This window comes from Balnearium lithotrophicum (assembly GCF_900182585.1).
Classification (GTDB): Bacteria; Aquificota; Aquificia; order Desulfurobacteriales; family Desulfurobacteriaceae; genus Balnearium; species Balnearium lithotrophicum.
In genome coordinates this window covers 25,127-50,701 of sequence record NZ_FXTM01000014.1, presented here as the reverse complement: position 1 = coordinate 50,701, position 25,575 = coordinate 25,127, and the positions used below count along the sequence as shown (strand labels likewise).

Sequence of the window (25,575 nt, the reverse complement as noted above, 5' to 3'; positions counted from 1 at the left end):
TAGACCATTATCGTCTGCTCCAGATGAACAGATAAGTTGAGAGTTAAAATGAACATTAACAGACGGGAATTCTCCCCTTACACCAGCTACAAAGCTGTCAACTTTTGAGTGAGCATAGTTGACTGCATCGTTGACGGCATCTATTTGATTCTGGAAGGAAGTTTTTATCGTTACTCCCAATTTACACCTCTGTTAAATCAATTTTGGTTTTAAAGACATCTCCTTCTGGAGTGAATTTGACCTCTTTTGTTAAGAAAGTTGCAGTTACACCCAGCCTTCCGTAAACAAAGGTCGGGACAGCTTCTGAAATGCTTATGTCGGGTTCGTTTACGGAAATAGAAACGGAATCGGTCAGCGGTTGATTAAGAATTTGGAGGATTCTATCGGGAAATTCTGTGTCAAAAATAATGAAATCGTAAGTGTTTTGGAGACACTGCACAGTAGCATTAGCCATATCAATTGCATTGTTTTCGATGCTCTTTGTATGCCCACCGTGAGATAAGGTAAACTTTTCTAAATCGTAACCTACAGAAAACGATATAACTTTTCCTAAATCTCCCCCGTCGTACAAATCTTTCACAGAAATACCTACAGCTGAGGAACTATTTGTTGTTTTTAAAGACATCATAAGAGTATCGTTTTGAATAGAAATTATTAATAGGTTATCACCTTCTACTATGTAGAGATACTCTTCTTCCCCCACGTATTCCATTGCAATTCTTAAGGTTCCCATAGGGGAGAGAGAGACATTTAGCGTCTGGTCTGCACTTCCAGCATTAACTGAAATTTCAGAAATGCTTTCGTTTACCCAGAGAGTTGCTCCATCTTTTATAGAAACAACTGCATCAACATCCTTTGCTTTAAAAGAACTTCTTATCCCTTGTCCTACAGTTTTGTTTTTCAGATAGTAGTCGAAATTATTAAAGCTATTTTTTGAGTGAAATAGTAAAAAATCATTCTTTTGGGTTCCACTAAAAGAAAAGTTAAGAGAAACCTTAAACTTGTCCCCCCAATCCCCTTTTATTCCTTTTAGCTTTGAAAGGGATTCGTACGAAGGGGTAAAGGGAAATTCCATTACAAGCCTCCCTACACTTTAGTAATTAGGTTAGTGCATAGGGAGGCAGAAATAAAGCCTAAAAATTAGGCTTTATTCCAAACAGCATACCACCAGGTTTCTGTTTTACCGTCCTGAGTCAAACGGTAGAGATAATCATCTACATACCCTATATACCAATTTCTTTCATAAGGGTTGTAAGCCCTAAAGTGGTCGGCATTGGCAAGAAAAGTATTGTTGAGGTTCAAGTCTATCTTCCTGTACTGTTCTGCCGGAGAAAGAGAAGAGTCGTTAGTTATATAGAAAATCCCATCGTTCATCTTCTGAGGGAAAATATTGCCTGAACTTGCAAGTTTTTCTGTAGAAATCCAAGAGTTTGTTCTTGAAGAATAAACTTTCCAATGCCAGTTTAAATCGCTATCTTCGTAATCATAAGCCGCTATAAACTCCTCGTTTTCAAAAACAAAAACTCTACAGTTAAACCCGTACACATTCGCTGTTTCTGACGAAATATCAAGAGTTTTCCAGTCAGAACCGTTTTTCAAGATTTTTAAGTACGTAGGATTATCTTTGTTTTCTAAGTAAGCTACATAAAAGTTAGAGTCAAAAACATCCAACCATGCAGCAACGTAAAGTGGAGAGGTATCTGTCCTATAGAACGGATGAGCCTTAGCCTCCGGTAGCTCTATTGTGTCAATAAGTGATAAATCCCCTGTTAGTGAAAATTTATAAATATGACAGGTTTTCTGAGAATCGTTATAAGGAACTACATTATCAAAATAAAACCCCAAACCGGTTAGCTGGTCTGTTGTTAGGTTTCCTGACCTGAGTCCTGCAAACCCTTTGGAGAAGAAATCCCTAACCAAAAAGATAGGGGTTTTTATTGTAAGGTTACCGTTTAGCGGCTTCCAGGGATTAATAATTAAAACATTTCCAGCACAGCTCAGATGCCCTACAATAAGAGGAAATAAAGGATTTCTTATTATGGTTTCTCTAAATTCCTCTGAAGCTACCCCTGAAGTATTAACGGCTTTAACTCCAATTGTTATATCACTTTCATAGTTTAACGGAATGGTAATTTTGTTAGTAGATGTAAAGTATTGGTCTAAGATTTCGTTAGTATCCTTCTTATAGACAGTTACCGTGAAATGGTCAAAATCCTTATCAGTTACCCTTGACCAGGTAGCTGTTAGGAGTTTCTTTGTGTTGTCTATACTGGTGGACAGTCCCCCAGAAAAAACAGGTCCTTCTGTTATACCAGCCACGGAGATAGAAACCTCCGGAGACTCCTCCCAGTCTGCCTTTATTCCGAAAATCGTTACAGGGATGACCTTCACTTTGTAGGTTTCACCTGCTTTGACCAAGACTTTGTAGGGGGGTGCTTTCGTTATCCCTGCCAATTCCCAGGTCCCACTCTCATTTACCCAAACCTCGTAATGGTCTATATATCCCTCTGTTAGAGGCCAACTAACAACAACGTAGCTCATAGGGGTTCCGTCTTTATCAAGCTCAGTGGACTCTAAGACGGAAGGGACTACAGGCAGAGGGGGGTCATTGGGGGATGGCAAGTCTGTAACGTCAACATTTCTTATTTCAAGGTCTATATCTTCATTGTAGAGTTTGTAGTCTTCTATAACTGCAACAACGGAAACCGTATCATCGTCAACCTGTCTGATTTCCTCCACCCTAAAGAGTTGATTCTCTATTCCGAAGTCTTTATAGGTAACAGAGATTATGTCCCCGGGTTCTAAGGGGAGGGCTTTTGTAGTTGTTGTGAATGTAACTGTATGATTAAGCCTTGCCCTTTCAAGGAAGTAAGCTCCAAGCCTTTTAGCTCCAAGTCTATCTACACCGTAGAGCTTTATATCTATCGGATTTTCTTCAACGGTTACATCGTCTTGAACTTCAAGGGTTAGAGTATTAGGAGTATCGTTCATAACGGGGTCTATGTACTCAACCTTTATGGAGTTTGGAATTCTCGTTCTTGATGGTAAGTCGTAGGAGAAAGAACCCTCAATGTAGTCTGCCTCGTCAAACTTCATAACTGGAGATTCAAAGTAGAGATTTTTGTATTTGAGTTTGTACTTCCCTCCACTCTTTATAAGAATTCCCCTAAAATGATTGCAGAGGAGCTCCACAACATCCTTTGCAGACGAATCGTAGATTACTCCATTGAAAGAGAACCCCTGCTCATCACAGTATTGAGCTACTTCAAGAAAGCTCTCTATGTCTATTTTCTCTTCTGGTATTCCAAGGCCGTATCTTGTATTTGTGAGGTAATCAAGGAGGATAAGAGCGGGATTATCCTTATTGAAGCCTGTTCCCTTATTGTCCACAGTTCTACCGTTTACAACTGCCGTTATGTTCGGAACTCCTGACCAGCGGGGTTGAATAACGTTTCCGGATTTCACAGTTGCCCATTTGAGTCTTACAATAAGACATGCAGTATAAGGGACATTGTCAGTGAATCCGAGATTCTTCACCTCGTCGAATAGCCCTCCAAACTTTGAATTAAAGTTATCCTCACCACCTACGACGTAGTCCCATTCAACTAAATCGTTAGGGCTTTTAAACCAAGTATTCCCCCCGTCTGTAGAAAACTCATTAAAGGTAACGGAATTAATTCTTTGATAAACAGGCTTGGATTCCTTGCAGACCTTTGTCAAGCTTGTATAATCATCCCACTCATAACTCCATTTAACACAGACATTGTCAATAACTTTTCCCTCAACAGTTACAGTTCCATCATTAGAAAAACTGACAGTATAACTTCCTTTATCAACTGTTTCTCCCCTTGCGATTTCTAAAGTGTCGGCTCTTGATGATAATAGAAGTTTTGGATAGCTTACAGTAAGCTTAACCTTATTAATCCTCTGATTAGTTATCTTCTTCACAACCTTGCTTTCTGATTTTTCTATTTCCTTCACTCCTACAAGAGGTTTTCCGTCTAACCAAATTTCTTCCACTTTCTCAATAGGACCTTCGGAAAGGGTTCCCACTATGTAGAGATACTCGTTATTATTTCCTGAAGTTGCCGCCCAAATCCAGTTAATCCCAACCCTGCACCTTCCATAAACCACAGGGATTTGACTCTGTGTAGAGCGGGTATTAGCTAAATACCCCCCTGCAGAAATTTTTCCAAAGGACCTCTTTAAAAGAGACTGCTGATATTTAGCAGCAGCGTAACTACCTGCAAAAGCTGTTGCAACTATTGCAATTTTCCAGATTGTAGAAATCGGAGTGAAAAAAGGAATGAAGGAAGCCCCCAAAAGTAAAGCACTCCCTAATGTAGAAGAAAAGAAGTGCCCTATCTTGTGAAAGAATCCCATCATTTCCTCCAGAAAGTCGAACCTTTTGGAACTGGAACAACACAAACCCCGTCAGGTTCTGCCGTTAAAAGATTGCCGTTCCCAAGGTATATGCCGATAATTTCACCGTTCCACTTAACAACGTCTCCAACCCTTCTTATCCTTGCCTGTTTTAGCCCTGACAGGTCGGGGTAAAACTCCTTAATAACACCTTCTATATCTAACTTTTCCCCCAATAACTTCTCTACTTTCTCGGCTAACCTCACTTTTTTCTTCCCCAAGGAAGCTGTTTTTCCATTATGTTCGGAAGATAGCGGAACCCCCCAAAATGCTTTGTATTACCAAGCTTTTGACAGGTTTCGTAAGTTTTATCGCAGGAAAATGCTGGTCCCGAATACTTACAGTTCTGGTCTTTAAATCTCCATGGACATAGGGCTATGTGCTTTCTAAAAGTATTTTTGGAAAAACGGGTAAGGTCACTTACCAACGTAATCTCAGCAGTTCCATCCTTAATTCTTACCTGGTCGATTATCCCGTCAAAAACAGAAAAGACCGATACAGGTTTCCCAAAATCATCTATCAGGGCATACTTAACTTCTGCCCCGTTCCCTCTCTTATCTCCGTTTAAAAACGTTGAGGCAGGAATTAGGGAAACGTTATCAAAGGTAACTACCAAGGTATCTGAGGTTAATCTCCCATCCCTTGAAACCTCGTCTATTTTGAAGGGAACGGAAACGTACCTTTTCCCCTCATACCAGACATCTATGTCAAGATTTGCAAACCTTAAGGGTTCTTCAAGGTAAAAGACCAAGAGTAAACAGGTAGTAGAAAAAAGGCTTTCAAGTCGTTTAAGGGTTTCAGAGGGTAAAGACTGCATTATCTAACCTCCACGATTCCTATGCCCACTCTCTGCAGGTAAGCCTTAAAGATTTCAGAGGATAGAGAATCTTCTGCAAACCTTGCCGTAATCACTAAATAACCGTAGAAGTCGGCCGTTATCAAAGCACCAGCAGGAGGAGGCTCCTTAAACTCCACTCTATCCTTTCCGTACTCTCCTCCCTCTGGAAGAAAGAAAAATCCACCTACAGGATTGCCGTCAAAGTAGATAACAACGTCCTGGGCATCCTTTGATGGAAGGTCAAAGACTTTTTGGCTTCCGTCTGCCTGTGCCACAAATTCATTGTAGTGTTTTGTTTTGTAGGGAAACTGAAAGAGAAATGGTTTGTAAGCTCCTTGATGCTCTATGAAAAAATTCCAGAGTGTATCAGCTTGCTCTTGTGTTAGAACGTCGTATTTGAGCCGAAAGCTTCTCTTTGGAAAGAGCCATTTTCTCCTACGAAATTCCCTGCCGTTTTCAAGGTTGGACACGAGAGTTTTAAATGTAACGGTTTTCAAAGTTCCGTTTGGCAGACTCGGAATCTCAGTCGGGTAAAACTTCACACTTCCCCCTTAATATCCGTTCTCCAATTCCTCTCTAACCCTTTGAGCTATGAGCCTATCTATACCGCTCTTTCTTACATACTTTTCAAAGCTGACAGGGTCTGTAACATGGAAGGAGTTCTGAATAACTATCGTTTGAGGTTGAGGCTGATGTTGAACTGCTGGCTTGGGAGCTCCAACAACTCCTCCACCTGCATACTTTGGAAGCCTCATTCTATTAAGGGCTTCTATGAAGTTAACGCCGTAATAATCAACTGCACTCTTGTTTAGAACGTACTCTCCGGGCATTGCAAGGATGGGGACAGAATCCTTACCCGGTATTCCTCCTGTAATGATTCCTCCGGATGCTTTCTTTTCTGGGAAAAGAGCTTTAAAGAAGTCAGCAATTCTAACCCCGACGGTTTCCCTTATTCCTAATCTGACAAACATTGAAAGAATCTCTCTCGTTAAATCCTGAAAGAGATTTTTGATTTTTATAGCCCTTCCCTCTAAAAGCTCCAAAACTCTGTTAGAAAGGATGTCCTCAATACCGTAAACGGTGTCTTTAACAAGCTCCTGAACGTATTTGCCAGTTTGGTGCATCTCCTTTGAAATGTCGTCTAAAGCCTTTCTCGCCCCAGTAACTGCATCGGTATCTGCTTTCTGGAGCTCCTTAACGTGCTCAGTTACCGCTTTCCCAGCTTCTTTAGTTTTATCTTCAAGTTCTTGAAGCTGTGCTATCAGCTCCTTAACACCCTTAACGTCCTTGTACTCGTCTAATTTCTGTTTTAGCTTCTCAATTTTGCTAATAGTTGAAGCTGTCCACTTGTTCACTTCTGCGAATTTCTTTTGGTAGGGGTCAAGAGGGTTGGCTTCTGCAAGCTTTTTCTCTATGTCTGCCTGAATTTGGGGAATTTGCCCCGTAACGTCGGTTATGAGCTTCTTTACTCTTTCTGCCCGTTCTTGAAGCTGTTTATCTAACTTGTCTTTTTGTTCCTTGTCAAAAACTAACAGCTGAGTATCTAAATCAAAGAGCCTTATCTTTCCCTGTGATTTGATTCTTTCTATTTCAGCCTGAAATCTCTTGAATTCAAGTTCCAATGCTTTGGTTATCTCGTCTATCTTTTTCTTGATTTCCTCTTTATCGCTTTCCTTTGTAGCCTTCTTTAGAGCCTCCTGATAGCCTTTTAGGAGCTTTCCGTACTCTTTCTTCTTCTTTTCAAAAGATTCTTTCCTAATTTCTATTTCCTTGTTGGTTTCCCAGTTAACAAGGGCTTTCAGGGATTCTATGTAATCCTTTTCTCCTATGATTCCTAACTGCTTAAGCCTGTCTAACTGAGCTTTGGCAAGCTGATAGGAAAAAGAAATTACCTGTTCTTGTTTTTTGAATTTCTCTTGAATTAACTGAACTTGAGAATTCAATTCTGACTTATAATTTGATAACTGAATAGGAAGAGAAGCCCCGAAAACCTCGTACTCTTTCCCTTTTAGGAGAGCCATCTTTTTCTTCAGAATTTGAAGCTTTTCCTCATAACCTACCAACTGGTTTTGAATTTTTAATATCTCTTGCTGTTTTTTTGTAAAAACAGGCTGATTCCCTTTAACAGCCTTCATATAATCTTGCCAGCTCTTTATACCTGAAACGGCCTGAGATTGTAACTTCAACTCTACCAGAGGACCAGAAATATCTTTCTTGGGAAATGTGGAAAGCTTTTCTTTAAGCTTGTCTATTTTTCTTTGAGTATCTTCAATTTCTTGCTGTAGATTTATTTCAATTGATTTAAGTTTTTCAGAATTTAGCTGTGCAATCTTTTTTCTGAATTCTTCAAGGCTTTCGTTAATCTTATCTACTTCCTTTGGGATAGCTTCTCCGGCTTTCTTTAAAGAAAGAGTACCTATATCTACCCTATCCTTCAATTCTAAAAATGCCAAACCTAAAGCTGAAACGGCGAAAATTAAAGGATTAAATCGCACTGCCATCAAAGCAGCTGAAATGCTTTTGATAACCCAATTTAGAGATTTATAAGCTACTATAAGCTTAAGAACCTCTCCAAGAAGCGTTCTATGATGCCAGGCTAATTTACTTATTTCCTTCAGGTCGATTATGACATCTTCTAACTCTAAGGATATTTGTCGTAATCTCTGAACTACTTCAGGTTTAGGGGTAATACTTTCTATTGCTCCGCTTGCTGTATATTTTACTTCTGCAATGCTTCCTATAATTCCCTGTATCTGTTCTTTTAAAAAGTTAAATAGTGGAGTTGTACCTTCCCCTAAAGTCATACCAAGAATGTCTTTTAGATTAGATAGGAGTCCTGAAAAAGTAAACTGAAGTTTGTCAGATGCCCTTGCAAAACCTTCCAGTCTTTCAATCAATTTTTCGTAGAGTACCCCTGCCTCTCTCCATCTTTTAATATCAGCATCTGTTATTCCTAATGTAGTAGCTAAAGTTGAAGCTCCTGGTTGAATCCCTCCCTGGATAATGTCTCTCAACTCCTGAACTAACTGCCTTATATCGTGTAACCCCAATACCTTTACTGCGTTAACTCCTACAGTAGTAAGTTTTATAACCTGGTCGAGATTAAAACCTGCAGACATCGCAGGGCCGAGAATGGAGCGGAAAGATTCAAGGAGCTCCTCAAAGGTTGCCGTAGTCTTAAGGTTTGCCTGTTGAAGTCTCTTTATTATGTTTTCAGAAATCTGCAGGGAAGCATTAAATTTCTCCTGTCCCTTGACCAAATGGCCTGTGCTGTCCTTTATCTGCCCCACAGATGAGAGAACAGCTGCAAGCCCTATCCTCGTATCCTCAATTGTTCTGTTGTAGTCCAGAGCAAACTCAAGTGCATCCCTTAACGAATCAAGTCCAACGTAAGTTCCTATAGCTCCAAGGGTGAACCTTATAGACGAACCCAACTCCTGAAATGCCCCACTTGTATCTTTCGCCTCATCTGCTAACTGGTGAAGGTGCTGCTTTGCTTTGTAGATAACCCTATTCACTCCCGAAAAGGAGTCTTCCATTTTGTCTATTCTTTCAAGAGTCTTGTTTATATCCTTTTCAAGACCCTTTAGAATCTTTCTTATGTTTGCCGTTGCCTCGTCGTGAGCCTTTATCAACAAATAAAGCTCGTGGGTTTGCTTACTCATTTTTACTCTCCTTGGCTAAGAAAGAAGCTAAGTAACGGCACACAACCATTTCAGGATAGGGCTGTTCCAAATACCCTCCAGACCTTGGCAAAATTCCAAACTGCCAGAATAGATTGGCCATCTCTAAATCCATCTCTGCCTGTTTATCTACCAACGGGACAGGACAAAACTCAAATTGCTCCTGCCCCAAGTTGTAAACTACTCTTGGGTTGTGTTTTTCTTTCGGAAGAAAGGGACAGTTTCCGTATTCGTCCAATCCCTTCTCCCTGCATTCACTGCATGAGGTAAACTTTCCACTCTTCTGCAGGTAGTAGAGAATCATTGCTTTTCTAATTCTGACGTACGGCCAAAAAAAATCTCGTAGAGAACCGCCAGTGCTTTTGCCTTAACCTCAAAGACGCTGTTGAAAGAATCGGGGTCAATTCCTGCAGTTCTTAAAACCTCTATCGCCTTTGAAACGGGAAATTCAGGAAGAATAAGGTTTTCGACCTCTTTCCCTTCCTCTTTGCTAAAAACTCCTTCTATCGTTTTTCTCGTATCCGCCACCATTTTCTTAACATCTTCCTCACTCATTCCCAACTTATCCAAGAGTTCTGGAACTTTACTAACAGGTATCATTTCACCTCCTTGCAAGTTTGTGGCGGGATTTTCTTAAACTCAGGTTTCTTTGTTGCTGGTAGGGGATTAGCTCCTCCACTCCTGCCAATCCTTGTTAACCCGCTTCCTCCTTTGGGTGGTTGAGTAAGTAATTCACTTTCAGGCTGATAACCGATATATCTATATCTTTTGGAAGAACTTTTTGCTTCACACTTTAAAAGCCTACCACCTATAAAGCCAAGGACTAATCCGAAAAACACAATTAGGGCAAAAAGCTCATAATTCATGGTTTCTCCTTTAATTACTTAAACTCAATAATCAGCTCATCATCCCCGTTCTCTGTTACGAGGTTGAACGTCATATCGTTTGTGAGAACTCCATCCTTATCACTGAACTTGTAATCGCTAAACTGAATCTTTGAGGTAACAACTACCTTGTTGCCCTCTTCCTGTCCTAAAGTGAAGTTCAAGGTAGCAACATCGCCGTTTTCAAACTTTGTGAGGAAGTCGTATTCGGAAGGAAGGGTTGCAAGTGGGTCAAAAGAGCCTGACGGCTTTCTGTCTGTTATAAAGACCTTCCAGATTCCATCTGAAGAGTTGGCATCGTCAACTGCCGTAATCGTGTTATTAAGCCCAATAGAAACCTTTGAAAACCTCGGAGCAAAGGTATCGTCAATCTTGCACATAGCATCTTTAAAGACTACCGGTTTAGTGACCTCGTAGGTAACGTCTGGAACGGGAGCTTCCACTCTTTCCAAGAGCTTTCCTACAAATGAAAATGTTACCTCTGAAAACTCCCTCACCTCTGCATCAAGAGAAATATCTCCTTTGCAGCCTACAAACTTGTAGAGCTCTCCATCCTTATAAAGGTAAATTGTCAGGCTCTTTTGAGAGTCCAGAGAGGAAATTGGGGTGTACTTGTAAGTATCGGTATAGCCGTCCCCATCTGAATCAAGAACTTCCTTTTTGAAGGAGCAGGCCTCAATTAACCTTCCAATTCTCGGCTCCTTTGTTTTATCCCCGCTTCCCCTCAATTTAACCTTAATGTCAATCTTCCACGTTCCCCCTGCACTCATACCGGGACGGCGGGAGAGGGTTGGAGAAAGCTCATTGTTTTCCAAGAACTTGTAATCAGGAGAAGGGTCAGCTGAGACAACCTGTATTGCGTCATTTGTAGGGTCTGGTAAAGCATCAACACCGTAGGTATCTTCTATCTTTGCAAGAACAACTGTTTTTCTTGAAGCCCTCATTTAAGCCTCCTCTAAATAGACGATTGATAACTTGATGGAACATCCTAAATACCTTTTATCTTCCTGAGCCAAGAGGAATTCATCGCTTTCAACCTTAGTAAGGGATGAACTGCCAAAAAGAAAGGGGTCTTTTTCTATTGCAGAGTAGATGTCGTAAACTCTCTTTATAAGCTCCTGATAGGGTTCACTTGACACTACAAAGACTTCAACGCTTAAAGAGCTCTGCCTTATCCCATTCCTGTATTCGTTTTCCTGCCCAAGGTCGTAAATCAGAACTTCGCATCTATCAGGGTCTGGAGGAGTTGCCTTTGCTACAAAAACAAATCTTCCCGTATCCGTTTGGTAGCCGTTTTCGGGTAAAATTTCCTTCAATTTCTTAGAAAGAAACTGCATAATCTCAAATCGTTTCATTTACAGCATCCCTCGATAGGTAGATGAACGTCTCCTTTAATCCTCTAAAAACCTTCTTCTTGGCCACGTAGTAGGTTTCACCGTTTACCGTCAGCCTTTCCCCGGTTGAGAGAGTTTCTACTTCCTCCATCTTTGCCCTTAAGTAGAACTCCACAAGGTTTGTAGCCCTTCCGTCAACGATTTCATCTGAAAAGGTTTCCTCATCAAAAGGAACGGCACGGAAGGTTGAGCCGTCCTCCCGTGCAACGTCAACCCCGAAATCTTCATAGAAAACATTCCTTTCGTCTGTCAGCAATTGACCTTCACCTCAATGGTTTCTGTTGCTCCAGCCGTAACGGTTCCAAGTGCATAACCAAAGAAAACTCCACTTGCATCCTTACTGATAACACCGTTTTTGATGTAGAGCTTGTCTCCGACAGCAACGGCAACGTTGTTTGTGCCGTCGCTTCCCTTTACGGGGAGAGAAAAAACTCCCCTTGTTACAACAGTTGCATTACCGTCAGAGTCGGAATCGGTTAGAAGAACTCCCACGATGTTTCCAACGGCAACGGGAGTCCCTGATGTTTTTCCAGTTCCTACATTAAGAACAATTTCATCTCCTTCATAAACGTAGTTCTTCATAGCCATCCTCCTTCAATTAAGCTCCTGGGTTTTTAAATGCTCCTCTGTAGTCAATGAATGCAGCTCCAAAGAAGAGCCTTACCTTGAATTCAAGAACGTCGTTATCAAAGCTTTCGTTTGTTGTGATTTCAGGAGTGTCCTTTCCGTCAAGGAAGGCAACCTCAATCGTGTCAATGGAGTTAGGAGAAGCGAACAAGTACCATGCAGTTTCAGAACCCTCTACATCTCCAGCCTGCAGAAGGTAAGGAGACTCTATAACCTGAGCAAAGTTGGCAAATGGGTTTCTCTGCTCGTTTGTTCCACCGGGCAGGGTAGTGTCCTTCATCCACATCTGAGCTTCTGTGAAGAGCGTTGGAGGAACTAAGAGGAATTCAGGCATAACGTTTATGTAGTGTCCGTCAACATCCTTTTGAGTCCTAAACTTCGTCCTTGCCTCCTTGAGGGTATCAAGACCTATAGGCCCTGCAGTTCCTAAGTTGTTGTGAGAGGAATCAAACACCGGTTTGCCGTCAGACATCTTTGGATTTTGAAGGATGAGGGCATAAACGGTCTCCTCAACAGTCCTCTTGGCAGAACGGGCAAGCTGAGCTGGAATCCTTGAAAAGACGTCTAAATCGTCGTTGATTATCGTTTCAAGTGTAATTCCGAACCTGGCTCCGTACTTACCTATTGCGTAGGACTCTCCCTCTTCTCCAAGGGTAACGTTTCTGTACTCTACCCCCTCCTTAACGAGCTTCAGAGATGGAAGGCTTCCAACCCTAATTCTGTGGAGGGTCTTGAAATCAGATGCAGATGCTTTTCTTGTAAACTTTTGGTAGGTTGTGGGAATGTCCCTGTAATCCTGAAGGAGAGTTTTGTTAACGGCGTCCATGAGAACAATCTTGAAATCAGAAGTTGACATGGCACGGCGAATAATTTGAGTCCTTGACCCTGTTACCCTCTCTCCGCTTCTCTTTAAAGCTTCTTTGGCCAAATCTTCAAGTCTGTAGGACATAAGCTCTCTTGAACCCTCGGCAGGCTTTTCAATCTTCCTACCTGCCCTCATGAGGATTGCATCAACGGCAGCTTCCCTGAACTTCTCTCTCTCTTCTTTAACAACCTGAATGCTTGCTCCCACGGCAGTTCTCCTTTGAGAAAGTTCTTTGAGTATTTCATCCTTGACCTGCTCAACAGAAAGCCCCTTCTCTATCCAGTCCTGAGCCCTCTCCTCTAACCCGTGCATCTTGCAAAGAGTTAGAATTTCAGCAGCCCTTTTTCTTTCCTGAGCTGCAATCTCTTCAGGAGTAATACTCTTTTCTTCTCCTTGTGGGGTTTGAACCCCATCCCTTTTTTCTATTTGGTCTTTCACAGCTTCTTCAGGCATATCTACCTCCTTTTCATTTGTTTCGGTATTTCTTCCAACCCCTACGCTTGGGTCTGCAGGAATTGGCGTTAGTGATATTTCAAGGACTTTCCACCTCTTGGCTACGTAAGCAGGTCCTTCAAACCTCTTCCAGGTTTCCTTTTCATCCAAGTAGAGCCACTCATCAACTACGTAACCAACGGAAACTCCCCTTATAAGCCCTTCTTTAACTTCCTCCCAAGTTTTTTGAGAAAGTTCCGTATTCTTAAACTGGATTCTTGCCCTGCCTTTTTTCTCCTTTTCGTCTATCCAGACCTCTAAAGGAACTGCAACGGGTTGGTCTGCATCGTGATTTCTCAAAACAGAGCCCGCACTCATAAGAGGAGTTAGGTCAACGGCATCCCTGTCGTGAAGGAGAATCTCCTTTCCCCACCACCTATCTACTGGAGTTTCTGAAGAAAAGGAGAGTTCCACAATCTTGTTTTCCTCATCTACAATTCCCCTTACTTCAACCTTGAAGTTCCTCCTGACCAAAGCACCGGTTGAAGGAACTTCTCTCTTTTCGGTCTGGGAGCTCCTCTCGTCATCCCCGTCAATCATCTTCAAAAGCCTATCTGCAGCATTCTCTATTTCCGTGTAGCCGTGCTGAGAAGCTCTCTGTTTCGCAGCAATCAGCCCCCTCCTATAAACCTTTCCATTCTTCCCGTAGGGAAACTTGTAGTGAGCCTTGGTTTCCTTATCCTCACTGTCGTCAACCGCTAAAAACCACTTTGAGTACTCGTCCCAGTTGTCGTCTCCAAGGAGCTTGTTCTCGTCCTCTGTTGAAAAGCTCCAGTCACTTGTCTTATTTACCTTTCCCTCTTCAATCAGCTTCTTTGCGTGGTTGTAGCCCTTCCGATTTAGCTTTACTCCCATTTCTTACCCCTAACCTGAGTTTCGGATATATCTGAAAGACCGAGACTGTCCATGAACTCAACCTCCTTAGCCCTCTGTTTTACGAGCTCCTTCCAGTCCTTACCCTTTGCTGCAGCTTCATCTGCAAGGGTCGTTAGTCCCAAAAGGAGCTCCAACCTCTTTGCCTGAGCCTCCTTTAGAGGGTCAACCCAGTCAAATCCCTTAAATATCCACCTGTGAGCCGTCCAGTTTCTCCAGTCCTTGATTGCACCCATTATGTTCAGATTGCCCAAACTAACGGCATTCTTCACAAATTCGGTGTAAACGGGCCTTAAGAAGTAGCGTTCAAGGGACTTCCTGAATGGAAGGATGAAATCCCTGAGCTCAAGTTCTGAGTGTCTTGCAGATGAGTAGTTAACCTCCGACTTATCCCCAGAAATCTGCTCGTAGGAAAGGCCAATAGCTCTTCCCATTCCCCTTAAAATCAGCTTTACAAAGTCGTCAAATGTGTTCCCCGGTCTTTTTGGGTCTATAACTGCAATGTCCTCTCCAGGATTGAGCTCTGCTATCATCCCCGGAGCTATCTCCAGTTCCCTCTGCTGGGTCTGTTGGTTAAACTGTCCCACAGGAGCGTTCTTCTTAATTGCAATTCCGAAGCTTGCTGAAACCTTTGCATTTATCAGCTCCGCCTCTATCAGGTCGTCAAGGTGGTAGGCATAGGGAATTACAGGAGCTAAGAGGGGAATTCCTAAAAGCTGGTGAGGCCTTCTAAACGGAGAAAAGTGAATTACATCCTCAGCTTGAACTCTCTTAGTTTCAAGGGTAGGATTAAGAAAGCTGTCTGGAGCCACGGTAAAGTGATATGCAACTACTTTCCCGGACTTATCAACCTCTATTCCGTTTATTATTTCGTTATCCCCGTAAGGCTTATCCCAAAAAGATGCAAGCCTTCCGTATTCAAGAACTTCTATTGAAAAAGGAGCTGTGTCTTTATTGTCGGTATCGGTTACAATGTGAAAAAAGACACCACCATCGGTAAAGAGCTTTAAAATCGCTAACCTCTCTATGTCTCCAAAGTGAAACTGTCTGTAGTAGTCTGCCGAATAACTCCACTCCTTAAAGAGATTTTCGGCCTTATCGTTAAAGACTTCATTTTTTGTTAGAGCCTGTAAAGTAGTTCCTGAACCTACAATTCTGGAAAGTAAAATGTCAACGGAAGCCCTTACCCAGCAGTTATTTTCGTAGAGCCAGTTTGCTCTGGAGCGAACTGTTGAGAGCTCTGAAAGAATGGAGTTGGGGGAAGTTACCCAGTTTTTCCAGTTCTGTGTAAGCCTTCCCTTTTCGGCAGCCTTTAATGAACGGGAGTAGAGCTTAAAAGCTTCCCTTTTAGCCCTCCAGTTAGGGAAGAAAAATCCGATTAGATTTTCAACCTTTTCCAAAACCTTCACCCTGAAAACCTCACGAAGGTAAACGTTCCCCCCGATTCAATCCTTTGAATCTGAGAGTTAATCTCCTGAAGCTGCTTGTAGAGTGCAGGAAGGTCAGCCCTTTTCATCCACCTGTCGCCGATTCTGTACTCCTGCCCTTCCTTTTCTATCTTCTGAATGGCCGTAAGGATTTCTGCCTTCCTCTGGTAAAGCTCCGAAAGAGTCAAGGTTTTTAACCTCCTTGGATTACTATAAGGCAGGGAAGAATGGAATTAAAGCCTAAAAATTAGGCTATATTGAATGAAATAGAACGAATATTGAAAGAACGTTAGAAGGCAGGAAAGAAATAGGGATTAATAAATCCTTGTGTGTGCTATTACCGGGAAAAAGATATATTCCCCAGAAAAAAGTTCCTTTTCTGGAATAAGTATTGGTTTATAGGAAGGGTTTGCTGGTTCTAAAACTATCATTTTATTTTTAGGGTCATAGTGGTAATATTTAACAGTTAATTCCCCATCACCGTTTAAAACCACAACTGGAGCTCCTTCTTTTACTTCATACCAAGAAGGGTCAGCCACTAAAATCATATCCCCCGGATGATATTCAGGTTCCATAGAATGCCCCTGGATCTTTATCCAAAAAACTCTCTCAGGAGGAAGTCCTTTTAGCATCGATTCATGTGTTGGAAAGTATTTTTCAGGCGTTGGCATTGTGTACCCACCAAAGGAACCAGCTTGAGCTTCAGCATAAATTGGGACAGGAATTATTTTTCCTTCCTGAAATACAGTATTTAAATCCCAGTGTTGTTTTTTATCTTCTAAAAAGTAAGATATAGGAACTCCAAAAACTTCTGCTAATTTTTGCAGTTTAGAATATCTTGGTTTCCTTTGCCCTACCTCCCAGTAAGCAACTGTTTGCTGAGTTGTCCCTATTAACTCGGCAAGCTCCTGTTGAGTCAATCCTTTTCTTTCCCTTAGTAATTTTATCTTCTTCCCTATCTCCATATCAACATTATCACAGCTTGTTGTAATCATTTCAACCAACCTTATTCCAGACTTTCTCTGTAGTCATTCCAGAGAGTTACGAAAGTTTTAAGGAGAAAGCGTATATGCTCTTCATCTTTTAAATTCGCTATGTTAACGTTCTTTTTAAGAGATTGGTTGTACATTTGAAGGTAAAGTCTGTCTTTATACTCTTTAAGATAGAGTTTAGGTAAATCTTTAAACTTTAACGCCTCGCGTAAAACTCCAAAATCTCTTCCGGTTTCTTTTTCTATTTGCTGAGTTTATTGTCAAGGGAGAAATAAGGAACTATAAAAGCAGTATGATTAAAGTTAAGTGTTGCAACAGTTAAATGAGATTAAAGATTACGGCTCCCAAATCACTTTCCGCACTATGCCTTTTATTTTTGCTCTGTTTTTATCTACCGTATAAGCCTCAAACGATTCATTAAGAGGTATTACTAACCATTTATCCCCTGCATCTTTTATTTTCTTTACCGTGCAACCGTGCAGGTAATCTCCATCTTCTTCGCAGAGAACTACTATTTGACCGCTTTCTGCATATCCAAATTGAGCAGGTTCTACTACCAAGAAAGAGCCGTCGTGAATGTAAGGCTCCATGCTTTTCCCTTTGACTTTTAGAACAAACCAGTCTTTCTTAGGCTTTGCCCTACCAGCAAGAGGAACGGCGTAGAAATCTCCTTCTGAAACAGGAACTATCATGTCCCCAGCTCCCACCTCCCCGTATATCGGAAGTTTTACATAACCGTCGGACTTTCCTAAGTATTCAAATTCTTTTTGGCTTTGGTCTTCAAAGAAATATGAGGGAGGGACATTAAGAACAGCAGCTATTTTATTAAGAGTTTCTACTTTTGGTTTTCTTTTTCCTTTTTCTAATTGATAAATGTATTGAGACATTCCTTCAACTGATGCACCACCAAACTTACTAATAATTCTTTCGGCTAATTCACGGCGGCTTAATTTTTGGGCTTTTCTTAACTTTTCAATCTTCTGTCCAATTGTCTCAGCCATGTTGTTATTTATAGCAACTGCATTAAACAATTTTCAATCCTCTAATTTGCTTTAAAGTATTGACAATCTGAAGCAATAGCTTTAATATATTTAAAGCAGGAGGATTAATTATGAAGCTATTGGAAATAGAGCTTAAAGAGAGTAAATCAGAGTTAGCCAGAAAGTTAAACATTCCTCCACAATTCTTAGACCAAATCCTAAAAGGGAAAAGATTTCTTCCTTCTGATAAAGCAGCGGCTCTACTGGAGTTAGGATATTCACAAGAAGCCGTAAGAGAACTCTTAAGCCCAAAAGATAAAACACTATTTGATGTTTTAACCCGCAAAACCCCTGCGGGGGTAAGATAGATGGAACATCTATCCCCCCTTTCCCTCCCCTTCTGGAGTCCCTCCAGGAAAGCGTCCGCTTCGGCGGGCGTCTTTTTCATTTCCCCCTCCCTTCTGGTTTTGAAGATAAAACCTAACAGGAGAGGGGATAAGGGGAGCTCTGAAAAAAGAAACCTACAAGAGGTAGAAAATGTGTAAGGAAGCCTTTCAATCAGTTGCCGAGGATTTAGTAAAGCTTGCAATTCTTGAAGCTCACGAAAAGGGATATACCTACGAGCTAATTGCTTTCAAGGTAGGAGTTAGCCCGAAATCGGTTGAGAAATACGCCTCCGGTGAAAGAGTTCCTTCCTTAGCTGGATTTTTAGCTCTCATAGCAGGATTAAAACTCAGAAAGCCGGTTCAAAAAATAGCTGAACTTATCGGGATGAGGGCTATTGAAATTAACTCCTGTTCTCTCCCTACAACCTTTGGAAAACTAATGAAGGAAACTGGAGAAGCTATTTCCGAAATAGCTAAAGCGTTAGAGGATGGAGAAATAACAAAAGAGGAAGCTAAAGCCTGCATCAAAGAAATAGACGAGGCAATAGACGAACTAATCAAGTTTAAACAGCAGTTAAAGGAGGTTAAATAATGAGTAAAGAAAAATATTCTCTCTACGATTTTCCCGAACTCCTCTACAACTCAAAACTTCTCACTAACAGGCAGAGGTGCATCGTCCTCTGCCTGTTCTCCTTCCTCAATCTCAAAGGGGGAGGGGCTTTTAGCATTGATATTTTAGCAGAGAAAACGGGAATAAGGAAAGACCATATCTACTGTGAATTAAAACAACTCCCTTTCATTAGACGAGAGGGTAAGAAAATCTCTTTAGACATTGATAAATTAAAAGAATTCATAACAACTAAATTAGGTTCTTCAAATAAACCTAATAAAGGTCTAAAAAAGACCCAAAATGGGTCTAAAGAAGACCCAAAACAGGTTTTAGAAAGACCTAATATAGGTCTAAGTAAGACCCAAAATGGGTCTAAAAAATCTCCCGAAGCCCAAGCCTCACAAAGCCCAGATGGCACCGTAAATAATATTTCTAGAAAAGATTATTTAGATAAAAATTTAAAAGAAAATATTAGAGAAGAGAAAAAGGAGGTAAAAAACCAACCCGCCGAGCAAAAACCGAATGGTGATGAAAAGGAAGAAAGAAAGGAGAATTTAGAAGAGAAGGAAATAACTCCTTCTCTAATATCTCTTGTAGTTCAACAAATCATTAATGCCTTTAAAACTGAGTATAAGAGAAGATTCAACAGGTACCCTCTAATTGATACAGCATCAATAAAAAGAGTAGAGAAAGCTCTCCTTAATTCTGCAGCTAACCAAGAGGAACTAAAAGACCTTGCTAATCAACTAATCCAAAAGGTTCCTGACTTCTTTAAATTCCGCGATAAGTGGATAATAGACAAAGGATATTCATTCTTTGCCTTCAGCTACAGAGTAACTGATTTAACAAGCCAACCGGTTTCTTATCAAGTAACAAATACACCAAACGTCAAATTCGCTTGTAAGGGAGGTTGGAGATGAAAACTTTAACTCTCAACGACCTAAAAAGATTCTTAGAAAAGACGGCAGATTGCGACAGCAGGATTTGGAACAGCTTAGTTAACTGCAATCTGCCGAAAAACCGCAAAGGAGATATTCCGCTGTTAATTAAAGCTATGTCTAAAAACGTTATTCCGCAAGAATATACGAGAACCTACTTCAATGAAATAAAAAGACAGGAAGAAGAGATAAGAGAAAAGGGATTCAAACCACTTTTCCTAATCTTAAGCGGTGATATAGGAAATTATAAGACATTAATGGGAGTAAAGTATCTTGCTATAAAAACAGTAACGGAAAAGCTTTACCCTCTATTTCTTACAAACGATGAGCTTTTAGGTTTATACAACGGTTCCTTAGAGCTCCAGCAGTTTACAGACGACATCACCTATGCCGTTGAAACAAAGATTACACCCTCAAGAACTCACTACGAATTCTGGGAAAGAATTCCATTTACGGCTATTACAAAGTTCTACGACATCATAATGATTGACGACTTAGAAGAAGATGCCGTTCCTGCTTTAGAAAAACTAATCCTGCAGGCTTACGACACAGAGACTTTCATCATAGTAACAACAAATATAGCTCCTCCCTCAAAGTTTATCGGAACCGAGGATTCTCCTGGCCTTTTATCTGAAAAAGCTATTTCAAGACTGCTTGAGTGCGGAATTGCCGTTCACGTAGTAGGCACAGACAAAAGAAGAGGAGGGAGGGATGAGTAGAGTAGTGGCAGCTGCAAGGGATGTAGAGCTTGAATATACAGTTATCGGGACGATGCTTGTAGATGAAAAAGCTTTTTACTACGGGATTTCAAGATTAAGGCCAGATGATTTCGTGCTAACAGACTTACAGAAAATCTTTTCTATGCTTAAGGAAGGCTTTGAAAACGGCAAAACATTTGAGGAAGCTACTACATGCATCCCTAAAGAAATTGCCAACAAGAAGGAAAGAGAAAGCTTGGAGAGCACTCTACTCTATGCAGTAGAGTTTGCTATTGAAAACGAGAAAAAATTCAAAGTCTGCGTAGAGAAGCTGATAGAGTCCTCTAAAAAGAGAAAAGAACTTGAAATAGCCGAGAAATTAGCCTCTGGAAAGATAACGAGGGAAGAAGCTTTAGGGCTTCTATCAGACCTTGAGAGGGATAGACAGGAAAAGGGAGGAACTGTTGCAGAGGTGGGTTCCAGATGGCTTGAGAAAATGGAGGAGATTTATAACCAGGATACGGTTCCTGGAATCCATACGGGTTCAGGTGAGATAGACCAGTACTTTTCATATAGAAATGAACTGACCCTTATCTGTGCAAGGCCTTCTATAGGAAAAACTGTAACAGGCCTTGCTCTTGCTCTAAATCAGGCAAAAAGAGGAATAAAGGTTCAGTTCTTTTCTCTGGAGCTAACAGAAGAAGAAGTTATGGCAAGGCTCATCTCTATCCACACAGGAATTCCTCTTAAACGAATAGTCTTTGGCTGGGAGGATTTTGAAACCATCGTAAATGCCGTTACTGAAATAGAGAGCCTGCCACTTCACATAGAAGCTGGCCAGTTCACCATGCCGCAAATCAAAGCAAGAATCTTTGAGGTTCAGCCAGATATTGTCTATATCGATTATGTTCAGATAATTCACAACCATTCGAAAGATTTCAAGACAAGAAAAGAATTTCTTGACTACGCATCGGCAGAATTAAGGGAAATATCTAAAAACACCTGTCCCGTTGTAGCTCTTGCACAGCTAAACCGTGGAGTTAGGACAGGGAAAGATAAGCCGAGCCTTGAGAATATAAAAGAGACAGGAAACCTTGAACAAGATGCCTCTAACATTCTACTGCTCCATAGAAACTTAAAAGAAGCTCCGGACAAGCTCGTAATTCAAATTGCAAAGTGCCGTGTAAACAAGGCTGGCTCTGAAATTATCGTGGACTTTGACAACGGATTCCCTCACTTCACATTAAGCCCAGCTACACCAGTATCTAAAGGGGAGGAGGAAGTAGATGGATTGTTTGATTTCTGAGAAAACACTAATCGTCGGTATTGACCCTGGTAAAAAGGGAGGAGTTGCATTTATTCCCTTCTTACCTTCAGCAGAGGGTAAATCTGTTGAAGTTTTTCCTATGCCAGATACATCCACCCTTGCTGACCTTCTTTTTGAGCGTAGAGGCGAAATATATCGATGTTTTGTTGAAAAGCAGCATCCATACCCAAAACAGGGAGCTGTCAGCAGCGGAAATCTAATGAAACATTACGGGCAGATTTTAGGAATACTGATAGCCCTTCATATCCCCTTTGAAGAAGTTCCGCCTCAAAGGTGGCAGGCATTTATACACGGGAGTAAACACAAGAAAAGACCGAGAAAAGAGAAGAAAAAGAAATCAATAGAGAAAGCAAAACAGATGTTCCCTGGAGTGCAGATAAAAAGTGATGGACCTGCTGAGGCTCTTCTAATAGCTGAATACGGAAGAAAATGTCTTTTCGGGGGGTTATAGAATATGGAGAGAGATGTATTGAAGAAAAGAATTAGAGAAGTTTTTCCAGAAAGATTGCTAAAACCTACCGATGTTGCTTATATATGTCAGGTAGATAAGAGAACCGTTTTGCGTTGGGCGGAACAGGGGAAACTTCCTAAAGTGGTTTTAGATGAAAAAATAATACGTTTTAGAATGAGAGACCTGGTGGAGTTTATAGAAAAAAGAAGGAAATAATTTTGTAAAATTTTCACTGATTTACGCAATTAGGGGAGGAATATGAATTTAGTTAAAATACTTATTGTTTTGTTAACTCCATTGGTTTTAACTGGTTGTTATACTTCTAAACCCATAAAAACAGAACAAGCTAAGCTTGTTCCTAAAAATAGAATATTTACCAATAAATACTCTACTCCCTGTAAAAACTGTGGTGTTGTAATAGTAAAAGAAGATAAAGGACACATTCCTGGTGCGTTGGTGTGTCCAGCTACAATTTTCATCGATGGTGAAAAAGTTGCAGAAGTAAGAACTAAAGAAAAAGTAATACTCTATTTACCTGCAGGAATTCATATTTTAGGTATGAAGCCTAATAGTATTTGTGGGGTAGGAGTTTCCGTTTCGGAAATTAAGATTTCTGTGAAACCAAAAGAAAGAACTGTTTATAGAGTGGGATATGATTTTTCTCACTGGTTTATACAGCCAACAGCATTTTAATTACTTTTTTCTATCTATGGGCAGTCCAAAATTAAAGCAAAATAATTATAGACCACCTAAACCAAAAGCTAAAGTATTTAATCATTTCAACCATCCCTTCTTTTTAGGAAGCCAGCCGCTATTGTTCTGAGTAAAGCTCCCTACAGACTGAGGGTTAACCTGCTTTAAAATTGGCTCCAAAAATCTTACCTGTAAGTGGTCTGCTGCACAGTTAGAGTAAACGAGACAGTCCAAATAGTGGTTATCTTGGTGAACCTTCACCCACGTTTCCACATAAACGTTATTCCTTCTAACCCTCCTCTTTTCCTCTGCAATAATCTGCTTTGCAAAGTCTTCCCCGGTTTCATTGTGTAGAAAAATCTTTCCCTGCTCAAATCTCCTCTGGATGTCATCCTTATAGTAGTTAACGTCTATGTTAACGAGCCTCAATCCCGTTCCGTACCTTAAACTTGACCCCGGTAGCCTTTCAACTAATGTTTCTTTGAATGGAACCCCTGACCTTATCTGAGATTGTCCTTTTATCGGGAAAACCACCCCCAAGTATTTCCAAGCCCACTCGTAAACCTCCCTCGTGTCGTTTCCGGAGTCTATGAAAATTCGGGAAATCTTTGCAGGGTAATCCCCGACGAGATAACGGGAATTAAACAAAACCGCTTCAAGTTCATCAAAGTTTCTAACAAAGCCGTAGCGGACCAAATACTGTTCTAACTGAGTATTCCACGCCCAGATTGTGAAGTAGAATCCGTCCTTTTGAACGTCCACCCCTGCCGTCAAAGCTACCGTATCGGAAGGACAGATGCCGGGGGGATAATCCCTTTTCCAGATTAAAATATCTGAAACTTCCCTCCTCTTAACCGTTTCCTTGAAAGGTTCTGCAAGTTTTGAGTTTACAAAGTTCATTAGTTCAGAAGGAGAATCCTTTGAAACCAAAAACTCGTAAGCTAACTTTCCCCAAGGGATAAATGGAGAGTAAAGAGCTGAGAGCCAGAAGCCTATCTTTCTCCTCCTCTTTGACTTCCTTTTCCACTCTACCCACCTGCCCTTTAAAAGCATCTCGTGTTTATAGTTTTCCGTTATTTTAGCCCCGCAGTTAGGACACTCGTACCAGGTTTTATCTATTACATCCTCAGGATTCTCCACATCTTCCCACTTAAGATTTGGGAATTCAAGGAACATGAATTTTTTGCACTTTGGACAGGGGACCTGATAGCGATAGATAATTCCACAGCTTTGGAGCTGCTTCCAGATGTTGCCGTCTTCTGTTGTTGGAGTGGAAGCGTAAACAATTTTATGAAATCCCTGATAGGAGTTAGTCCTTTCCTTTGCAAGGGAAATTGGGTTTGCCTCCCTTCCTGAAAAGGGAGGGTACTTGTCTATCTCATCTAAAAAAACGTACCTGACAGGTTTACTCGCCAAAACTGCAGGGGAACCCGCCCAGGCTAAGTAAATCGTCATAGATTCCATTATTAGTTCAAGGTTTGTAAAGTCGTGAGAAGTAGATGGAAGCCTTTCCCTCAAAGGTTCTGAGGAAATAAGCATATCCTGAAGCCTGTTTTTAGAGAAAGACCTTGCAATATCTTCACTCGGTAGAACGAACATAGCTGGTCCAGGGTCTTGATGGATGGCATAACCTAACATGTTGAGCATCGTTTCCGTCTTTGAAAGCTGAGCTCCGTAACAGAGAACTATTTCCTCAACTTCGTTATCACAAAAAGCATCCATTACAGCCTTTGCATAGGGAACTCTCTCGGTTTTCCACTTTCCAGGTTCTTTACTTGAACGAGAGGAAAGTATTCTGTATTTATCTGCCCACTCTGAAACCGTTATTCCCTCTGGAGGGGTTAGAGCTCTCAGTTCCCTTTTTGTCCAATCAATCATTTCTTTTCCCGCTTTGTTTTCTTTTTAGGGCATTTGATTTCTAATTTAGGGTTGTCGCAGGGGATTTCAGAGAGTTTCTGAAAAAATTCAAACGTAATCTCTTCCTGTTTGTCTAACGGAAGATTTTCGTTTATTTTAGGAATGTACTTCCCCTTTCTAACGTAGGACCACAAAAGGTCAAGAATCTCTTTTTTTATGATTTCCCTCGTTTTAGGGAGACTCCTTTTCTTATTTGCAAGCTGAGTAGATAAACGAAACTCTAAAGCCAAAAGACCAGACTTTATTTCTGAAACCCTTTGAGCCCACTCCAATTCAACATCATCCCTTTTAACGTATTCTCCCCTTTCCTTTTCAAGGGTAAACCTTTCCTTTTCTAACTTTACCCTTTTAAGTTCCAACTCTAACTCTTCTTTACTTTTGTCGTTTTTTCTTGCAATACTGTTTTCAAAATAGAGGAAAAGGTCAGGTGCATAGTATTTGCCGTTCTTTGTCCTCGGTTGAGCTTTCTCTATCCACCTTTGAATTGTCCTTTCGTGCCTTGAAAACAAAATAGAGAGCTCCTTTGTTGATAGAAAAAGTTTATCCATCTTTCCTCTTAAACCTTTCGTAGTGCTTAAATATTTCCTCCTTTGCCTCTTCTATAGAATACCCCACAATGCCGTACTTAGTTACTACGAACTGAGAAAAGAGCTTAAGAGCCCAATTGAAACTTTCAGAGTCAATAAAACACAGCTGTTTCCCGTAAGCCTCGCATTCGTAGTTGAAAATCTTTCTATCTGAAAACTTCTTAAGGAAGGGAAATATTCCTAAGGAACGGAATATTGGGGCTAAACCAAAGGTTCTGTAGAACTGTTTCGAATGCTGAATCTCATGATTAATTAAACCTTTATCGTCCTTGTATTTTGGCCGAATAATATTGATAAATCCGTAGTTGTATCCTCCAAAACCCTTTGGTATAAATTTATTTGAAAAAATTGTTATTACTGGAAGAAAACCGTAAATGAAGCTAAAACTTGCTTTAAAGCTCATTTTTATCCTCCATAAAGCTTTGTTGTGTGTCCAAGAGGCTTGGCGACGACACAGCAAAGCTCTGGGCGAAATTCGCTCGTTTTTTGCA

Annotated in this window: 30 protein-coding genes; 8 read left to right on the top strand and 22 right to left on the bottom strand. The window is 40.8% G+C overall.

Annotated elements, in window-relative coordinates; all coding sequences use genetic code 11:
• The 19 genes from FN732_RS06220 to FN732_RS06130 all read right to left on the bottom strand — a co-directional run.
• A partial coding sequence (locus tag FN732_RS06220) for a hypothetical protein (RefSeq protein WP_142935703.1) occupies nt 1-180 on the bottom strand: 180 nt, incomplete at its 3' end.
• A 1-nt stretch (nt 181) separates the two neighbouring features.
• Nucleotides 182-1,075, bottom strand: a complete 894-nt coding sequence (locus FN732_RS06215; RefSeq protein WP_142935702.1) for a hypothetical protein — start codon at nt 1,073-1,075, stop codon at nt 182-184.
• Nucleotides 1,076-1,140: 65 nt separating this feature from the next.
• A complete protein-coding gene (locus FN732_RS06210) occupies nt 1,141-4,383 on the bottom strand; it encodes a phage tail protein (protein WP_185954273.1) in 3,243 nt (1,080 codons plus the stop codon).
• Entirely contained in the window at nt 4,383-4,628 is a 246-nt protein-coding gene (locus FN732_RS06205; protein WP_142935700.1) for a hypothetical protein, read from the bottom strand. The genes FN732_RS06210 and FN732_RS06205 overlap by 1 nt, the downstream gene beginning before the upstream one ends.
• Nucleotides 4,625-5,239, bottom strand: a complete 615-nt coding sequence (locus FN732_RS06200) for a baseplate hub domain-containing protein (RefSeq protein ID WP_142935699.1) — start codon at nt 5,237-5,239, stop codon at nt 4,625-4,627. Before FN732_RS06200 ends, FN732_RS06205 begins: the two co-directional genes overlap by 4 nt.
• The gene (locus FN732_RS06195) at nt 5,239-5,802 is read right to left on the bottom strand and encodes a DUF2460 domain-containing protein (protein WP_142935698.1); all 564 of its coding nucleotides are present in this window, start codon (nt 5,800-5,802) and stop codon (nt 5,239-5,241) included. The genes FN732_RS06200 and FN732_RS06195 overlap by 1 nt, the downstream gene beginning before the upstream one ends.
• Nucleotides 5,803-5,811: 9 nt before the next feature.
• Nucleotides 5,812-8,925, bottom strand: a complete 3,114-nt coding sequence (locus tag FN732_RS06190) for a tape measure protein (protein WP_142935697.1) — start codon at nt 8,923-8,925, stop codon at nt 5,812-5,814.
• Entirely contained in the window at nt 8,918-9,247 is a 330-nt protein-coding gene (locus FN732_RS06185; protein ID WP_142935696.1) for a hypothetical protein, read from the bottom strand. The genes FN732_RS06190 and FN732_RS06185 overlap by 8 nt, the downstream gene beginning before the upstream one ends.
• Nucleotides 9,244-9,543, bottom strand: coding sequence for a hypothetical protein (locus FN732_RS06180; protein WP_142935695.1), 300 nt, complete (start codon nt 9,541-9,543; stop codon nt 9,244-9,246). Before FN732_RS06180 ends, FN732_RS06185 begins: the two co-directional genes overlap by 4 nt.
• A complete protein-coding gene (locus FN732_RS06175; RefSeq protein ID WP_142935694.1) occupies nt 9,540-9,809 on the bottom strand; it encodes a hypothetical protein in 270 nt (89 codons plus the stop codon). Before FN732_RS06175 ends, FN732_RS06180 begins: the two co-directional genes overlap by 4 nt.
• Before the next feature lie 14 nt (nt 9,810-9,823).
• Entirely contained in the window at nt 9,824-10,771 is a 948-nt protein-coding gene (locus FN732_RS06170) for a phage tail tube protein (RefSeq protein ID WP_142935693.1), read from the bottom strand.
• Nucleotides 10,772-11,182 (bottom strand): hypothetical protein, encoded by a 411-nt coding sequence (locus FN732_RS06165; protein WP_142935692.1) that lies wholly within the window; start codon nt 11,180-11,182, stop codon nt 10,772-10,774. It lies immediately after the preceding gene.
• Nucleotides 11,169-11,477, bottom strand: a complete 309-nt coding sequence (locus FN732_RS06160) for a hypothetical protein (protein ID WP_142935691.1) — start codon at nt 11,475-11,477, stop codon at nt 11,169-11,171. The genes FN732_RS06165 and FN732_RS06160 overlap by 14 nt, the downstream gene beginning before the upstream one ends.
• Complete coding sequence (locus tag FN732_RS06155) at nt 11,471-11,803, bottom strand: DUF2190 family protein (protein ID WP_185954272.1); 333 nt, start codon at nt 11,801-11,803, stop codon at nt 11,471-11,473. Before FN732_RS06155 ends, FN732_RS06160 begins: the two co-directional genes overlap by 7 nt.
• A gap of 16 nt (nt 11,804-11,819) precedes the next feature.
• Nucleotides 11,820-14,060, bottom strand: coding sequence for a prohead protease/major capsid protein fusion protein (locus tag FN732_RS06150; RefSeq protein WP_142935689.1), 2,241 nt, complete (start codon nt 14,058-14,060; stop codon nt 11,820-11,822).
• Entirely contained in the window at nt 14,051-15,487 is a 1,437-nt protein-coding gene (locus tag FN732_RS06145) for a phage portal protein (RefSeq protein WP_185954271.1), read from the bottom strand. The genes FN732_RS06150 and FN732_RS06145 overlap by 10 nt, the downstream gene beginning before the upstream one ends.
• Nucleotides 15,484-15,693, bottom strand: a complete 210-nt coding sequence (locus tag FN732_RS06140; RefSeq protein WP_142935687.1) for a peptidylprolyl isomerase — start codon at nt 15,691-15,693, stop codon at nt 15,484-15,486. The genes FN732_RS06145 and FN732_RS06140 overlap by 4 nt, the downstream gene beginning before the upstream one ends.
• A 126-nt stretch (nt 15,694-15,819) precedes the next feature.
• The gene (locus tag FN732_RS06135) at nt 15,820-16,500 is read right to left on the bottom strand and encodes a LexA family protein (protein ID WP_246051345.1); all 681 of its coding nucleotides are present in this window, start codon (nt 16,498-16,500) and stop codon (nt 15,820-15,822) included.
• Nucleotides 16,501-16,832: 332 nt separating this feature from the next.
• Nucleotides 16,833-17,528: a helix-turn-helix domain-containing protein gene (locus FN732_RS06130; RefSeq protein ID WP_142935685.1), complete on the bottom strand. Its 696-nt coding sequence runs from the start codon at nt 17,526-17,528 to the stop codon at nt 16,833-16,835.
• Nucleotides 17,529-17,608: 80 nt separating this feature from the next.
• On the opposite strand from FN732_RS06130, the gene FN732_RS06125 reads away from it, so the two are divergent.
• The 8 genes from FN732_RS06125 to FN732_RS06090 all read left to right on the top strand — a co-directional run bounded on the left by FN732_RS06125 (nt 17,609) and on the right by FN732_RS06090 (nt 22,580).
• Complete coding sequence (locus FN732_RS06125) at nt 17,609-17,845, top strand: hypothetical protein (RefSeq protein WP_142935684.1); 237 nt, start codon at nt 17,609-17,611, stop codon at nt 17,843-17,845.
• A 169-nt stretch (nt 17,846-18,014) separates the two neighbouring features.
• Nucleotides 18,015-18,455 (top strand): phage regulatory CII family protein, encoded by a 441-nt coding sequence (locus FN732_RS06120; protein WP_142935683.1) that lies wholly within the window; start codon nt 18,015-18,017, stop codon nt 18,453-18,455.
• Nucleotides 18,455-19,393 carry a hypothetical protein gene (locus FN732_RS06115; protein WP_142935682.1) on the top strand — a complete coding sequence of 313 codons (939 nt, stop codon included), beginning with the start codon at nt 18,455-18,457 and terminating at the stop codon, nt 19,391-19,393. The genes FN732_RS06120 and FN732_RS06115 overlap by 1 nt, the downstream gene beginning before the upstream one ends.
• A complete protein-coding gene (locus tag FN732_RS06110; protein WP_142935681.1) occupies nt 19,390-20,130 on the top strand; it encodes a hypothetical protein in 741 nt (246 codons plus the stop codon). Before FN732_RS06115 ends, FN732_RS06110 begins: the two co-directional genes overlap by 4 nt.
• Nucleotides 20,123-21,415 (top strand): replicative DNA helicase, encoded by a 1,293-nt coding sequence (locus FN732_RS06105; protein WP_142935680.1) that lies wholly within the window; start codon nt 20,123-20,125, stop codon nt 21,413-21,415. The genes FN732_RS06110 and FN732_RS06105 overlap by 8 nt, the downstream gene beginning before the upstream one ends.
• A complete protein-coding gene (locus tag FN732_RS06100) occupies nt 21,396-21,887 on the top strand; it encodes a RuvC family protein (RefSeq protein ID WP_142935679.1) in 492 nt (163 codons plus the stop codon). The genes FN732_RS06105 and FN732_RS06100 overlap by 20 nt, the downstream gene beginning before the upstream one ends.
• A gap of 3 nt (nt 21,888-21,890) precedes the next feature.
• Complete coding sequence (locus FN732_RS06095; protein WP_142935678.1) at nt 21,891-22,103, top strand: helix-turn-helix domain-containing protein; 213 nt, start codon at nt 21,891-21,893, stop codon at nt 22,101-22,103.
• Nucleotides 22,104-22,145: 42 nt separating this feature from the next.
• On the top strand, nt 22,146-22,580 hold the full coding sequence (locus FN732_RS06090; RefSeq protein WP_142935677.1) for a hypothetical protein: 435 nt from the start codon (nt 22,146-22,148) through the stop codon (nt 22,578-22,580).
• An 81-nt stretch (nt 22,581-22,661) separates the two neighbouring features.
• Here FN732_RS06090 and FN732_RS06085 read toward each other — a convergent pair whose 3' ends face one another.
• From FN732_RS06085 to FN732_RS06075, 3 genes are read right to left on the bottom strand one after another with little or no spacing between them, the layout of a single operon-like run.
• The gene (locus FN732_RS06085) at nt 22,662-24,458 is read right to left on the bottom strand and encodes a terminase gpA endonuclease subunit (protein ID WP_142935676.1); all 1,797 of its coding nucleotides are present in this window, start codon (nt 24,456-24,458) and stop codon (nt 22,662-22,664) included.
• On the bottom strand, nt 24,455-25,045 hold the full coding sequence (locus tag FN732_RS06080; RefSeq protein ID WP_142935675.1) for a hypothetical protein: 591 nt from the start codon (nt 25,043-25,045) through the stop codon (nt 24,455-24,457). Before FN732_RS06080 ends, FN732_RS06085 begins: the two co-directional genes overlap by 4 nt.
• Complete coding sequence (locus tag FN732_RS06075; RefSeq protein WP_142935674.1) at nt 25,038-25,487, bottom strand: hypothetical protein; 450 nt, start codon at nt 25,485-25,487, stop codon at nt 25,038-25,040. The genes FN732_RS06080 and FN732_RS06075 overlap by 8 nt, the downstream gene beginning before the upstream one ends.
• Nucleotides 25,488-25,575 lie beyond the last annotated feature (88 nt).

What these genes read in the sequence shown, in the direction of transcription:
- FN732_RS06215 (WP_142935702.1), bottom strand. Translation starts at nt 1,075, where the DNA reads ATGGAATTTCCCTTTACCCCTTCGTACGAATCCCTTTCAAAGCTAAAA.
- FN732_RS06210 (WP_185954273.1), bottom strand. Translation starts at nt 4,383, where the DNA reads ATGGGATTCTTTCACAAGATAGGGCACTTCTTTTCTTCTACATTAGGG.
- FN732_RS06200 (WP_142935699.1), bottom strand. Translation starts at nt 5,239, where the DNA reads ATGCAGTCTTTACCCTCTGAAACCCTTAAACGACTTGAAAGCCTTTTT.
- FN732_RS06190 (WP_142935697.1), bottom strand. Translation starts at nt 8,925, where the DNA reads ATGAGTAAGCAAACCCACGAGCTTTATTTGTTGATAAAGGCTCACGAC.
- FN732_RS06185 (WP_142935696.1), bottom strand. Translation starts at nt 9,247, where the DNA reads ATGATTCTCTACTACCTGCAGAAGAGTGGAAAGTTTACCTCATGCAGT.
- FN732_RS06180 (WP_142935695.1), bottom strand. Translation starts at nt 9,543, where the DNA reads ATGATACCTGTTAGTAAAGTTCCAGAACTCTTGGATAAGTTGGGAATG.
- FN732_RS06175 (WP_142935694.1), bottom strand. Translation starts at nt 9,809, where the DNA reads ATGAATTATGAGCTTTTTGCCCTAATTGTGTTTTTCGGATTAGTCCTT.
- FN732_RS06170 (WP_142935693.1), bottom strand. Translation starts at nt 10,771, where the DNA reads ATGAGGGCTTCAAGAAAAACAGTTGTTCTTGCAAAGATAGAAGATACC.
- FN732_RS06165 (WP_142935692.1), bottom strand. Translation starts at nt 11,182, where the DNA reads ATGAAACGATTTGAGATTATGCAGTTTCTTTCTAAGAAATTGAAGGAA.
- FN732_RS06155 (WP_185954272.1), bottom strand. Translation starts at nt 11,803, where the DNA reads ATGAAGAACTACGTTTATGAAGGAGATGAAATTGTTCTTAATGTAGGA.
- FN732_RS06150 (WP_142935689.1), bottom strand. Translation starts at nt 14,060, where the DNA reads ATGGGAGTAAAGCTAAATCGGAAGGGCTACAACCACGCAAAGAAGCTG.
- FN732_RS06135 (WP_246051345.1), bottom strand. Translation starts at nt 16,500, where the DNA reads ATGATTACAACAAGCTGTGATAATGTTGATATGGAGATAGGGAAGAAG.
- FN732_RS06125 (WP_142935684.1), top strand. Translation starts at nt 17,609, where the DNA reads ATGAAGCTATTGGAAATAGAGCTTAAAGAGAGTAAATCAGAGTTAGCC.
- FN732_RS06120 (WP_142935683.1), top strand. Translation starts at nt 18,015, where the DNA reads ATGTGTAAGGAAGCCTTTCAATCAGTTGCCGAGGATTTAGTAAAGCTT.
- FN732_RS06115 (WP_142935682.1), top strand. Translation starts at nt 18,455, where the DNA reads ATGAGTAAAGAAAAATATTCTCTCTACGATTTTCCCGAACTCCTCTAC.
- FN732_RS06110 (WP_142935681.1), top strand. Translation starts at nt 19,390, where the DNA reads ATGAAAACTTTAACTCTCAACGACCTAAAAAGATTCTTAGAAAAGACG.
- FN732_RS06105 (WP_142935680.1), top strand. Translation starts at nt 20,123, where the DNA reads ATGAGTAGAGTAGTGGCAGCTGCAAGGGATGTAGAGCTTGAATATACA.
- FN732_RS06100 (WP_142935679.1), top strand. Translation starts at nt 21,396, where the DNA reads ATGGATTGTTTGATTTCTGAGAAAACACTAATCGTCGGTATTGACCCT.
- FN732_RS06095 (WP_142935678.1), top strand. Translation starts at nt 21,891, where the DNA reads ATGGAGAGAGATGTATTGAAGAAAAGAATTAGAGAAGTTTTTCCAGAA.
- FN732_RS06090 (WP_142935677.1), top strand. Translation starts at nt 22,146, where the DNA reads ATGAATTTAGTTAAAATACTTATTGTTTTGTTAACTCCATTGGTTTTA.
- FN732_RS06085 (WP_142935676.1), bottom strand. Translation starts at nt 24,458, where the DNA reads ATGATTGATTGGACAAAAAGGGAACTGAGAGCTCTAACCCCTCCAGAG.
- FN732_RS06080 (WP_142935675.1), bottom strand. Translation starts at nt 25,045, where the DNA reads ATGGATAAACTTTTTCTATCAACAAAGGAGCTCTCTATTTTGTTTTCA.
- FN732_RS06075 (WP_142935674.1), bottom strand. Translation starts at nt 25,487, where the DNA reads ATGAGCTTTAAAGCAAGTTTTAGCTTCATTTACGGTTTTCTTCCAGTA.